Genomic DNA, 12,042 nt, shown 5'->3' with positions numbered 1-12,042 from the left:
ACCATGAGGGCTACGGCAGGACACCGGCACTCCGAGCGGGACAATACTGGACATCTCGTCATGAGTCCGTTACTTGTGGGGGGACCGTCGGCTGCGCGGAACCACATGGGGGTTTGCGATGCTTTTGCACGCTACGCACCGACCCGAGAGCCGGACGCCATGAGCGCCCCTCATCTGCCGAAAGTGGCCGGAATCGATTCACCCGTGCCCCCGACCTGTCCCGCGCCCCCCACAGTGCCGCCCGCGGCGGAGGCACCGCCACCCTCACCGGTCTCCCGCACCGTCACCGCGCCCGCGGCCGGCCTCGCCCCGCTGCACGAGGTCACCGAACGCCTGATCCGCGCCGGAACCGTCCCCGAAGCGCTGCGCGAGCTCCTGGGCGCCGGCGCCCGTCTGCTGGGCGCCCGGCGCGGCATGGCCGTCCTCCACCCGGCCGGGGCCGAGGACCGGTGGTGCTCCGTCGGCCCGCACACCCCCCTCGGGCTGGGCCTGACGCACGAGGAACTCGGCCAGCTCGACACCGTGCCGCCCGCCGACCGCCCGCAGGACCCGCTGGCCGCGGACCTCTCGCTCACCGAGGTCGTCCGCCCGGACCTGGCCGCCGAACCCGGCCTCGCCCCGCGCCACCGCGAGGTGGCGGAACGGCTGGGCTACGCCGCCGCCTACGCCCACGCCCTGGACCCGCTCAGCGGCCCCCGGCTGGGCGCGGTGGTCTGGTTGTACGACACCCCCGCCGCGCCCGACCGGGCCGCCCGCCGGACGGTCGCGCGCTACCTGGGCCTCGCCGCCGACCACCTGGCCCGGCTGCTGGAGGTGGAGCGGGCCCGCGCCCGCCTGGCCTCCCTCACCGAGGGCCTGCTGCCCTGCCGCCTGCCCCGGGTGCCCGGCGTCCGCCTCGCCGTACGTCACCGCACCGGCCCGCTCGGGGGCGGCGACTGGTACGACGCGCTGCCGCTTCCAGACGCCGCGCTGGGGCTGTCGGTCGGCTCGGCGGGCGGGTCGGGACCGGCCGCCGTGGCCGCGATGGGGCGGCTGCGGGCCGCGCTGCGCGCCTACGCGGTGATGGAGGGCGAGGACCCGGTCGCCGTCCTCTCCGACCTGGAGCTGATGCTGCGCCTCACCGAGCCCGGCCGCGCGGCGACCGCCCTGTTCGCCCACTGCCGCCCCGCCGGGCGGCGGATCACGCTGGCCGGAGCGGGGCACAACCCTCCGCTGGTGGTCGGCGACCGGCGCGCCGAGTTCGTCGAGACCGGACTCTCCGCGCCGCTGGGCGTGCTCGGCTGCTGGGAGGCGCCCGGCGCCGAGGTCCGCCTGGAGCCCGGGGAGACGGTGCTGCTGTGGACCGACGGGCTGCTGCGCCGTACCGGTGACCCGGTCGACCGGGGCTACGCGCGGCTCCACCGCGCCGCCGCGGGCGTCCCGCGGCGGCTGCGCGACGATCCCGAGGCGCTCGTCGACCACGTGCTGGACGCGGTGCTGCCGGGCGGGCGGGACACGGCGGACAGCCCCGACGACGTGGTGCTGCTGGCGGCCCGCTTCGACTGAGCGGCCGTCCGCCGCACCGGGGCGAAGAAGGGCGGGCGGCAGGGAGGCCGCGCGGCAGCGACGGACCGGCGACAACGACGGACTGCCGGACTGCCGGACTGCCGGTCAACGACGGACGGCCGGCAGCGACGGACGGCGGCGCGGTCACCGGGCCGCACCCGCCGCCGAAGGCCCCCCGCTCCGGCACGTGCTCCGCGTCACCCGCTCCGGACCGTCCGCCCCTGGGGGCGCGTTTCCCTCGAAACGTACGATGGTGAATACATCTGTACCTGAGGAGGACGACGTGGCCGAAGAGCTGCCGGAGACCCCGGACACCGAAGCCGAAGAGCCGATCAAGCAGCGCAAGAACGGCCTGTACCCGGGCGTGTCCGACGAGCTCGCCGAGAACATGAAGTCCGGCTGGGCCGACACCGAGCTGCGCGACCTGGAGCCGATCGCCCAGGCCGGGGAGACCGCCCGCCGCCGCGCCGCCCTCTCCGCCCGCTTCCCGGGCGAGCGCCTGGTCGTGCCCGCCGGCAACCTCAAGACGCGCTCCAACGACACCGAGTACGCCTTCCGCTCCTCGGTGGAGTACGCCTACCTCAGCGGCAACCAGACCGAGGACGGCGTCCTGGTCCTGGAGCCGACCGCGGACGGCCACCGGGCCACCCTCTACCTGCTGCCGCGCTCCGACCGGGAGAACGGCGAGTTCTGGCTCTCCGGCCAGGGAGAACTGTGGGTCGGCCGCCGCCACTCCCTCACCGAGGCCGAGCTGCTGTACGGCGTCCCCTGCTCCGACGTGCGCGAGCTGGCCGACCGGCTGCGCGAGGCCACCGGCCCGGTCCGCGTGGTCCGCGGCTACGACGCCGGCGTCGAGGCGGCGCTGACCGACAAGGTCACCGCCGAGCGCGACGAGGAGCTGCGGGTCTTCCTCTCCGAGATGCGCCTGGTCAAGGACGACTTCGAGGTCGCCGAGCTGCAGAAGGCCGTCGACTCCACCGTCCGCGGCTTCGAGGACGTGGTGAAGGTCCTCGACCAGGCCAAGGCCACGTCCGAGCGCTACATCGAGGGCACCTTCTTCCTGCGCGCCCGCGTCGAGGGCAACGACGTCGGCTACGGCACCATCGCCGCCTCCGGTCCGCACGCCTGCACCCTGCACTGGGTCCGCAACGACGGCCCGGTCCGCTCCGGCGACCTGCTGCTCCTCGACGCCGGTGTGGAGACGCACACCTACTACACGGCCGACGTCACCCGCACCCTCCCGGTCGACGGCCGCTTCAGCGAGATCCAGCGGAAGATCTACGACGCGGTGTACGAGGCCCAGGAGGCCGGCATCGCCGCCGTGAAGCCGGGCGCCAAGTACCGCGACTTCCACGACGCCGCCCAGCGGGTGCTCGCGGAGAAGCTGGTCGAGTGGGGCCTGGTCGAGGGCCCGGTGGAGCGCGTCCTGGAGCTGGGCCTCCAGCGCCGCTGGACGCTGCACGGCACCGGCCACATGCTCGGCATGGACGTCCACGACTGCGCGGTCGCCCGCACCGAGACCTACGTCGCGGGCACCCTGGAGCCGGGCATGTGCCTCACGGTCGAGCCGGGCCTCTACTTCCAGGCCGACGACCTCACCGTGCCGGAGGAGTACCGCGGCATCGGCGTGCGGATCGAGGACGACATCCTGGTCACCGAGGACGGCAACCGGAACCTGTCCGCCGCCCTCCCGCGCCGCGCCGAGGACGTCGAGGCGTGGATGGCGCGCCTCAACGGCTGACGCCTGCCCGTCCGAGGGCCCCGGACCGCTGGAACCGAGTCACCGGTCCGGGGCCCTCGTCGTGCTCCGTTCAGACCGCGGCGGTCAGCGGGGCGTTCTCGCGCCACTTGAGGAGCTTGTCGAAGCTGACGACCGCGCCCCCCGCGCCCGGCAGGTTGTCGACGCGCACGTGGTCGGCGAGCTTCTGGATCAGCATCAGCCCGCGCCCGCTCTCCGCCTCCGCGCCGGGCTCGGCGACGAACGGGTACAGCGCGCCGCCCGCGAAACCCGGGCCCGAGTCCGACACCTCGATCCGGCAGCGCTCGCCGTCCAGGTAGGCGGTCACCTGGTAGGCGGCCGCCGCGCCGGCACCCTGGCCGCCGTGCTCCACGGCGTTGGCACAGGCCTCGCTGAGGGCCACCGACAGGTCGTAGCAGATGTCCGGGTCGACGCCCGCGGTCTCCATCGCACCCAGCAGCAGGCGGCGGGCGAAGGGAACGCTGGCAGCCTCACGCCGCAATTGGAGTGACCACAAGATGCTCATGCTCCTGCCTCCAGGCCGCGGCTCGGCTCGACATACCGTTACGTATTGCCCTCGCTGCGTCCGCGTAAGCGCTCGGTTGACGTGAGAACGCCCATACGGCGGCGGACCATACGGCAGTACTCGGCGCATTACGGACCTGGTCTGGGATGAGGAAGGGACCAGTGGGATGATGGGGCGGCCATGACTGCCCTCCACCAGCGCACGGTGCACACCGGAGACTCGCTCCGGTATCCGCGGGCCGCGGCCTTCGCCGCGGTCTGCGTCGTGCTGGCCGGCGGGGGCCACGTTCTCGCGTCCTCGTCCTCGGTGCCCTCGGTGCCCGCCGCAGCGGCCTCCGTGGCCGCCGCGGCCGCGCACCCCGCCGTGCCGCCCTGGTGGACCTGGGTCGCGGGCTTCGTCGTCGTCCTGGCCGCGGCCCTGCCGCTCGCCGGGCGCAGCCGGTCGCTGCCCGGGATCGCCGGACTGCTGATCGCCTGCCAGTTGGTGCTGCACACCCTCTTCGTCCTGGGCCCGCAGGCCGTGGCGGCCGCCGTGGCCCACGCCCCCGCGGGTGCCGGAGCGGACGGGACCGGCGTCTCCGACGCCGCCCTGATGGCGCGGGCCTCGCAGTTCGTCTGCGGGGCGCACCTGCTGAACGCGGAGCAGGCCCGGCAGATACTGGTCGACGCCGGCGTCGGCATCGACCTCACGGATTTCGGGCGGGCGGGCACCGTCGCGGCCGGGGGCGGTTCCCCCGCCCACGGACACGCGGCCTCCGCCGACGCCTGGCTCGCCGTGCTCCCGTCGCTGCCGATGCTGCTGGGCCACGCCCTCGCCGGGCTGGCGGCGGGCTGGCTGCTGCGCCGGGGCGACCTGGCGCTGCTCCGGCTGGTACGGCTCGCCGGACAGGACCCCGCCGACGCCCCGGCGGTGCTGCGCCCGCTGCGCAGCGCCCTGACACTGGCGCGGGCGCTGTGCGCGGGGCTGCCCGGGACTCCCGGGCGTCTGCCGGCCGTGCCGCGCGCCGCCTTCGGCGACGTACCGGCGCCGCCGACGGCGCCTCTCCTGCACACGGTGATCAGGCGCGGCCCGCCCGCCCGCGCGCACGTCTTCGCTCTCGCCGCCTGACGCGACGTCCTCTCCGTCTTCCGCCGGGTCCCGCCCGGTCCGCTTGGATCCCTGGATCCGCCGGGACCACGGGCACCCGGACCCTTGAGGTCTATCAGGACCTGACGACCTGACGGGCCTCAGCGCCTGAAGGGCCTGAAGGGCCTGAAGGGCCTGCCCTTCCGCACCACCGGAACCGGACCGGACGCCGCCGTCGCGCGGCCCGGCGCGCCCGCGCGCCGTCCGACCGAATCCCCGTGTGACATCCGGAAGTGGAGTCCCCCATGAAGGCAACCCGAATCGCCGCCGCCCTCGCCGCGGCCGGCGCGTCCGTCCTGCTCCTGTCCTCCCCGTCCTTCGCGCACGTCAGCGTGCAGCCGGAGGGCGCCGCGGCCAAGGGTGGCTACGCCACCGTGGCCTTCAAGGTCCCCAACGAGCGGGACAACGCCTCGACCACCAAGCTCGAGGTCAACTTCCCGGCCGACCACCCGCTGGCGTCAGTGATGCCCCAGCCGGTCCAGGGCTGGGACGTCGAGGTGACCAGGAGCAAGCTCGACAAGCCGCTCGACCTGCACGGCCGCAAGGTCGACGAGGCCATCACCAAGATCGTCTGGACCGCCGAGGACGAGAAGAAGGGCGGCATCCAGCCCGGCTTCTTCCAGAAGTTCCCGGTCTCGGTCGGCCCGCTGCCCGAGGACTCCGACGAACTCGTCTTCAAGTCGCTGCAGACGTACTCGAACGGCGAGGTCGTACGCTGGATCGAGCTCCAGGAGGGCGAGGAGGAGCCTGAGAAGCCCGCCCCGGTGCTGCAGCTCTCCGCCGCGGCCGAGAACGGGCACGGCACCGCCAAGGACGACGACTCCGCGGCCTCCGGCAAGAACGCGGAGGAGGCCCACGAGGACGACGTCCACGAGAGTGCCGCCGGCGCCACGGACACCGCGGCCCGGGTGCTCGGCGTGGTGGGCATCGTGATCGGCGTGGCCGGTGTCGCCTTCGGCGTCCTCGCCCGTCGCCGTACCGCCTGACCGACCCATCCAGCCCTACGGCCGTCGCCGGGACGCGTCCTGACGCGTCCCGGCGACGGCCGGGTCCACCCCCCTGGGACACGAAACTCCATGCGCAACAAGATCTGCACCGCGGCCGCCCTGCTCGCCGCCGCCTTCACGCTCTCCGCCTGCACGTCCGGTGAGCCCGCTCCCGACAAGCCGGGTACCGCGGTGACCGAGGTGACGCCCGACGACAAGGCGGCCACCGTGCTCGACACGCCGTTCGAGAAGCCCGACCTGGTGCTCACCGACACCCACGGCAAGGAGTTCGACCTCCGCGAGCAGACACAGGGCAGGCCGACGCTGATCTACTTCGGCTACACCAACTGCCCCGACGTCTGCCCGCTGACCATGAACAACCTCGCCGTGGCCAAGAAGCAGCTTCCCGAGGAGCAGCAGGACGACCTGCGGATCGTCTTCGTCACCACCGACCCCGAGCGGGACACCGCCGGGGAGCTCGGCGCCTGGCTCAAGGGCATCGACACCGACATCATCGGCCTGACCGGCGACTTCGCCACCATCCAGGCCGGCGCCCGCACCCTGGGCATCACCATCGAGGAGCCGGTGAAGGAGAAGGACGGCACCGTCGTCTCCACCCACGGCACCCAGGTCGTCGCCTTCTCCCCCAAGACCGACCAGGGGTACGTCCTCTACGGCGAGGACACCACCGTCGACGACTACACCGCGGACCTGCCCGCGCTGATCAAGGGCGAGAAGCCGTGAGCGGACCGGACCGGGGGCGCGCCCGTACGGCCCGGGCGCGCCGGGGCCGTGGGCGCCTGACGTCCGCCGTCGTCGCCGTGCTCGCCCTGCCGCTCGCCGCCTGCGGCGGGCCGGACGGGCCCGAGCTGTCGGTGCGGGACGCCTACATGCCCCAGCCGGTCTCCGACTCGCTGGCCGCCGGTTTCCTGACCGTGGTCAACGAGGGGGACCGGCCGGCCGAGCTGACCGGCGTCTCCAGCGACCTGGCCGCCTCGGTCACCGTCCACGAGACGGTGGACGGGGCGATGCGCCCGACGGACTCCGTCGACGTGCCCGCCGACGGGCGGCTGACGCTCGAGTCCGGCGCCACCCACCTGATGTTCGAGGGCCTGACCCGCAGGCCCATGGAGGGCGAGACGGTCACCGTCGAGCTCCGCTTCGAGGACGCCGATCCGGTCACCGTCGAGATGCCGGTCGAGTCGGCCACCTACACACCGTCGCACCAACGGCACTAGGGAGGGACCACCGTGACGCCGACCATCGCACCCCGCGCCGCAACCGCCGCGAGTACGCGGACCGCTCGTGTCCTGGCACTGCTGCTGCTCGCCGTGGCCGCGCTGATGCTGGCCGGGGCCGGTCCGGCGTCCGCGCACGCCGCGCTCACCGGCAGCGACCCCCAGCAGGGAGCGGTGGTCGAGCAGGCCCCCGAGCAGGTGACGCTCACCTTCTCCGAGAAGGTCGCCGTCTCCGCCGACTCCCTCCGGGTGCTCGACCCCAAGGGCAACCGCGTCGACACCGGCAAGGCGCCCTCGGTCGAGGGGACCACGCTCACGGCGGAACTGACGCCGGGGCTGCCGGAGGGCACCTTCACGGTGGCCTACCAGGTGGTCTCGGAGGACAGCCACCCCGTCTCCGGCGCGTACACCTTCTCGGTGGGCGCGCCCTCCAAGACCTCGGTGACCGTTCCGGAGGAGACCGCGGGCGGCGGGGTCGTCGGCACGCTCTACGGCGTCGCGCGGTACGTCTCCTACGCCGGGTTCACGGTGCTGGTGGGCGGCGCGGCGTTCGTGCTGGTCTGCTGGCAGCGGGGCGCCGGGGTCCGCGCACTGCAGCGGCTGGTCGTCGGCGGCTGGCTGGCGCTGACCACGGGAACCCTGGCGCTGCTGCTTCTGCGGGGTGCGTACATCGGCTCCGGCAAGGTGGGCGACGTCCTCGACATGGGCCGGCTCGCGGAGGTCCTGCAGAGCCGTACGGGTGCGGCACTGGTGTGCCGGCTGCTGCTGCTCGCGGTGGCCGCGCTCTTCGTGGCGGTGCTGTTCGGCACCTACCAGCGGCGGGCGGACGGCGAGGAGAAGCGGGACCTGTCGTTCGGGCTGGCACTGGGCGGTGTGGTCGTCTCCGCGGGCCTCGCGGCCACCTGGGCCCTCTCGGAACACGCCTCCGCGGGGCTCCAGCCGGGGATCGCGATGCCGGTGGACGTGGTCCACCTGCTGGCCGTGGCCCTGTGGCTGGGCGGGCTGGCGGCCCTGCTGGTGAGCTTGTACCGGGGATCCGGGCAGGACGCGGTGGATCGCCGGGCGGTAACCCGGTTCTCCCGGGTGGCCTTCGCCTCGGTGGCGGCGCTGGCGGTCACCGGCCTCTACCAGTCCTGGCGGCAGGTCGGCTCGTGGGACGCCCTCACGGGCACGTCGTACGGCCGGCTGCTGATCGTCAAGGGAGGCCTGATCGCCGTCCTGGTGGGCGTCGCGTGGATATCCCGCCGGTGGACCCAGCGGCTCGGCGACGCGACGGCGGACGGCGCGCCCGCCGGTGCGGAACCGGACGCGAGCGGTGCGGTGACCGCCGCCGGTACCGCGCCGGCCGCCGAGGCCGACGCCACGGTCGGCACGTCGGCGGCTGCCGGGAGCCGGACCTCCGCAGGCGAGGCCGTCGGGGCTGCGACGGGCCCCGGCGGACCGACCGCGGCTTCGGACCGCACGGGAGCGGGTCCCACGGCGGACGGCGGGACGACCTCCGGCACCGGCGGCACCACGGCGGGCGCCGCCGCGGGTGCCGCCGGTGAGGCCTCGGCTGCGGACACCGGGGCCGGTGTCCGGGCCGGGGACAAGGCCGAGGCGGGGGCCAAGGCCGAGACCGGCACCAAGGCCGAGGCCGGGGATGCCGCGACCGAACTGGGGTCCACGAGCACCATGGGGTCCGTCGGCGCCGCGAGCGCCGCGGCAGCCGTCGGATCCGCCGGTGCGGCCGCCGCTGTGGCCCACCTGGCAGGTGCGGTCCCCGCCCAGAGCACGGGCGGTGGCGACGAACCCGGCGACCCGCGCCGTGCCGCACAGCTGGCCCGGCAGCGCGCAGCGGTCGATGCCGCCCGCCGCCGCAAGGAACGTGACGCCGACGCCCCGCGGGCCGGGCTGCGCCGCTCGGTGCTCACCGAGGCCGTCATCGCCGTCCTCGTCCTGGCCGTCACCACCGCACTGACCGGCAGCGAGCCCGGACGCACCGAACGGGAGGCCCGGGCGGCGGCCACCTCGCTCCCGGCGATCACGACGGGCCCCGTCACCCTGGAGCTGCCCTTCGACACCGGCGGCCCCAACGGCAAGGGCGCGGTGCGCCTGGAGTTCGAGCCCGGCCGGGTCGGCGACAACTCCGTGCACATCTTCGCCGAGGACCCGCAGGGTGCTCCGTACGACCTCCCGGAGATCAACGTGGCACTGACCCTGGAGGCCAAGGACCTGGGCCCGCTGCCTGCCGCGCCGGTGCATGCCGCCCCCGGTCACTGGTACGCCGGAAGCCTCCAGGTGCCCATCGCGGGTGACTGGAAGGTCTCGGTCACCGTACGGACCTCCGACATCGACCAAGCGACCGTCCACAAGAACGTAAAGATCGGCTGACGTTCAGATGCACGACCTGATGCACGACCCTGCCTCCACCGAGGAACCCGCCCGCACCGTCTCGCGTCGGCGCCTGCTCGGCACGGCCGGTGCCACCGGCCTGGCGCTGGGTGTTGGCGGCGCGGCAGCCGGCTACGCGGCCGGGCACACGGCGGCCGCGGGGGCCGCGGGAGACCACGCCCCCGCGGCCCTGCTGAGCTCCCTGGGGACGAACCGGGCAAAGTTTCACGTGAAACATCAGCCGGGCATCCTCCAGGCGGCCCAGGCGCACGGCCACCTGGTCGCCTTCGACCTCGCTCCGGGCGGGGGTCGCACGGAGGCCGCCGCACTGCTCCGGCGTTGGTCCGCGGTGGCCGAACGGCTGATGGCCGGGGATCCCGCCCCGCACCAGGACACCGGGGTGGCCCGCGACGCGGGCCCCTCCGGTCTGACCGTCACCTTCGGCTTCGGCCACAGCTTCTTCGCCCGGACGGGTCTGGAGAAGCAGCGCCCGGCGGCCCTGGACCCGCTGCCCGAGTTCTCCTCGGACCGGCTGGAGAAGGCCCGCAGCAACGGTGACCTGTGGGTCCAGATAGGCGCCGACGACGGCCCCGTGGCCTTCCACGCCCTGCGCGCCGTCCAGAAGGAGGCCGGAACGGCGGCCCGCGTCCGCTGGCACATGAGCGGCTTCAACCGCTCGCCGGGCGCCACCGCCCGCACGATGAGCGTCCGCAACCTGATGGGCCAGGTGGACGGCACCAACAACCCGAAGCCCGCCGAGCCGGACTTCCAGGGGCGCGTCTTCGTCCCGTCCGGCGGCGAACCCGCCTGGATGGCCCACGGTTCGTACGCGGTGGTGCGCCGCATCCGCATGCTGCTGGACGACTGGGAGCAGCTTCCGCTGCGTGACCAGGAGGCGGTGATAGGGCGCCGCAAGTCCGACGGGGCCCCGCTCAGCGGCGGTACCGAGACCACCGAGATGGACCTGGAGAAGACGGACGCCTCGGGCGGACCGGTGGTGCCCATGAACGCCCACGCCAGGATCACCCGCCCCGATCAGAACGGCGGCGCCGCCATGCTGCGGCGCTCGTTCTCCTACCACGATGGCTTCGCCGACGACGGCGCACCGGACGCCGGCCTGCTCTTCGTCAGCTGGCAGGCCGATCCGCTGCGCGGCTTCGTGCCGGTGCAGCGCAAGCTGGACCGCGGAGACGCCCTTTCCGCCTTCATCCGTCATGAGGCCAGTGGTCTCTTCGCGGTACCCGGCGGGGCGTCGCAGGGCGAGTACGTGGGGCAGGCGCTCCTGGAAGGGTGACGTCCTGGGGGCGCGGCCAAGGCGTCGTCACGGCGTCCAGGCGGCCGACCGGGACGCCGTCCAGGAGGCCGGGCCGTCCAGGAGACGCCCGGAAGTCCGTCCGGGAGACGCCTGGGAGGCGGACAGGACGGTCGGTGAACCCATGGCCATGCGGGTCCGCGATCCGGACCGGGCCGGGGCGGTGCCGTCCGAGGACTACTGTGGGCTGCATGCCAGCGAGTTACGCCTATCTCGGCCCCGAAGGCACCTTCACCGAAGTCGCCCTGCGCACCCTGCCGGAGACGGCCACCCGGGAGCTGCTTCCCATGGTCTCCGTGCCGGCCGCGCTGGACGCCGTGCGCGCCGGGGAGGCCGAGGCCGCGTTCGTGCCGATCGAGAACTCCGTCGAGGGCGGGATCACCACCACCCTGGACGAGCTGGTCGCGGGCGAGCCGTTGATGATCTACCGCGAGGTCCTGCTCTCCATCGCCTTCGCCCTGCTGGTCCGGCCGGGCACCCGGCTGGAGGACGTCAAGACGGTGACCGCGCATCCGGCCGCCCAGCCGCAGGTCCGGAACTGGATGAAGGCACACCTCCCGGATGCCCTCTGGGAGTCCGCGGCCTCCAACGCCGACGGCGCCCGGCTGGTGCAGGAGGGCCGGTACGACGCGGCCTTCGCCGGAGAGTTCGCCGCCGCCCGGTACGGCCTGGTCCCCCTGGAGACCGGGATCCACGACGCGGAGAACGCGCAGACCCGGTTCGTGCTGGTCGGCCGCCCCGCCCGCCCCGCCGCACCCACCGGCGCGGACAAGACCTCGGTCGTGATCTGGCAGCGCGACGACCACCCGGGCGGCCTGCGCGATCTGCTGGGCGAGTTCGCGGTGCGCGGCGTCAACCTGATGCTGCTGCAGTCCCGCCCGACCGGAGAGGGAATCGGCAACTACTGCTTCGCCATCGACGCCGAGGGCCACATCTCCGACCGCCGGGTGGCGGAAACCCTGATGGGCCTCAAGCGTTCGTGCCTGAAGGTGCGCTACCTGGGCTCCTATCCGCGTGCCGACGCCTCTTTCAAGGCGGCCCGGGAATCCCTGCCGGGCACCTCCGACCCTGAGTTCGTCGAGGCCGCGGAGTGGGTGGTCCGGTGCCAGGACGGACGCTTCCCGGGCTGACCCCGGCCGAGGGCCTTCACCGAAGCCTTGACCAGAGTTATCCACAGAACTTGTCCACAGGCTGACACA

At 73.9% G+C, this 12,042-nt stretch carries 10 protein-coding genes; 9 read left to right on the top strand and 1 reads right to left on the bottom strand.

The genetic code is table 11. The features are described from left to right. The first annotated feature begins 105 nt into the window (after positions 1-105). Together GBN72_RS22510 and GBN72_RS22505 are read left to right on the top strand one after the other, a co-directional pair. Positions 106-1,545, top strand: coding sequence for a PP2C family protein-serine/threonine phosphatase (locus GBN72_RS22510; RefSeq protein WP_246212762.1), 1,440 nt, complete (start codon positions 106-108; stop codon positions 1,543-1,545). A gap of 283 nt (positions 1,546-1,828) precedes the next feature. Then, positions 1,829-3,286 carry an aminopeptidase P family protein gene (locus GBN72_RS22505; protein ID WP_246212760.1) on the top strand — a complete coding sequence of 486 codons (1,458 nt, stop codon included), beginning with the start codon at positions 1,829-1,831 and terminating at the stop codon, positions 3,284-3,286. 70 nt (positions 3,287-3,356) lie between these two features. Here the strand turns inward: GBN72_RS22505 and GBN72_RS22500 are convergent, their stop codons facing one another. Beyond that, entirely contained in the window at positions 3,357-3,809 is a 453-nt protein-coding gene (locus GBN72_RS22500; protein WP_151773666.1) for an ATP-binding protein, read from the bottom strand. 180 nt (positions 3,810-3,989) lie between these two features. Here GBN72_RS22500 and GBN72_RS22495 point away from each other — a divergent pair, with 180 nt between their 5' ends. The 7 genes from GBN72_RS22495 (at position 3,990) to pheA (ending at position 11,973) form a co-directional block, all read left to right on the top strand. Beyond that, the gene (locus tag GBN72_RS22495) at positions 3,990-4,916 is read left to right on the top strand and encodes a hypothetical protein (protein WP_151773665.1); all 927 of its coding nucleotides are present in this window, start codon (positions 3,990-3,992) and stop codon (positions 4,914-4,916) included. A 263-nt stretch (positions 4,917-5,179) separates the two neighbouring features. Beyond that, positions 5,180-5,920 (top strand): YcnI family copper-binding membrane protein, encoded by a 741-nt coding sequence (locus GBN72_RS22490; protein WP_151773664.1) that lies wholly within the window; start codon positions 5,180-5,182, stop codon positions 5,918-5,920. Positions 5,921-6,010: 90 nt separating this feature from the next. Further along, on the top strand, positions 6,011-6,664 hold the full coding sequence (locus GBN72_RS22485) for an SCO family protein (RefSeq protein WP_151773663.1): 654 nt from the start codon (positions 6,011-6,013) through the stop codon (positions 6,662-6,664). Continuing rightward, positions 6,661-7,158 carry a copper chaperone PCu(A)C gene (locus GBN72_RS22480; RefSeq protein WP_439959796.1) on the top strand — a complete coding sequence of 166 codons (498 nt, stop codon included), beginning with the start codon at positions 6,661-6,663 and terminating at the stop codon, positions 7,156-7,158. Before GBN72_RS22485 ends, GBN72_RS22480 begins: the two co-directional genes overlap by 4 nt. A gap of 12 nt (positions 7,159-7,170) precedes the next feature. Further along, complete coding sequence (locus GBN72_RS22475; protein WP_439959795.1) at positions 7,171-9,531, top strand: copper resistance CopC/CopD family protein; 2,361 nt, start codon at positions 7,171-7,173, stop codon at positions 9,529-9,531. A 19-nt stretch (positions 9,532-9,550) separates the two neighbouring features. Then, on the top strand, positions 9,551-10,825 hold the full coding sequence (gene efeB, locus GBN72_RS22470) for an iron uptake transporter deferrochelatase/peroxidase subunit (RefSeq protein WP_151773800.1): 1,275 nt from the start codon (positions 9,551-9,553) through the stop codon (positions 10,823-10,825). Between the two features lie 209 nt (positions 10,826-11,034). Next, positions 11,035-11,973 (top strand): prephenate dehydratase, encoded by a 939-nt coding sequence (gene pheA / locus GBN72_RS22465; protein ID WP_151773662.1) that lies wholly within the window; start codon positions 11,035-11,037, stop codon positions 11,971-11,973. The last annotated feature ends 69 nt before the right edge of the window (positions 11,974-12,042 follow it).

Source organism: Streptomyces abyssomicinicus, assembly GCF_008974245.1.
Classification (GTDB): Bacteria; Actinomycetota; Actinomycetes; order Streptomycetales; family Streptomycetaceae; genus Streptomyces; species Streptomyces abyssomicinicus.
This window is presented reverse-complemented; position numbering and strand designations above follow the sequence as displayed.

Coding starts and splice junctions, on each gene's coding strand:
- GBN72_RS22510 (WP_246212762.1), top strand. CDS start 106: ATGGGGGTTTGCGATGCTTTTGCACGCTACGCACCGACCCGAGAGCCG.
- GBN72_RS22500 (WP_151773666.1), bottom strand. CDS start 3,809: ATGAGCATCTTGTGGTCACTCCAATTGCGGCGTGAGGCTGCCAGCGTT.
- GBN72_RS22495 (WP_151773665.1), top strand. CDS start 3,990: ATGACTGCCCTCCACCAGCGCACGGTGCACACCGGAGACTCGCTCCGG.
- GBN72_RS22490 (WP_151773664.1), top strand. CDS start 5,180: ATGAAGGCAACCCGAATCGCCGCCGCCCTCGCCGCGGCCGGCGCGTCC.
- GBN72_RS22485 (WP_151773663.1), top strand. CDS start 6,011: ATGCGCAACAAGATCTGCACCGCGGCCGCCCTGCTCGCCGCCGCCTTC.
- efeB (WP_151773800.1), top strand. CDS start 9,551: ATGCACGACCCTGCCTCCACCGAGGAACCCGCCCGCACCGTCTCGCGT.
- pheA (WP_151773662.1), top strand. CDS start 11,035: ATGCCAGCGAGTTACGCCTATCTCGGCCCCGAAGGCACCTTCACCGAA.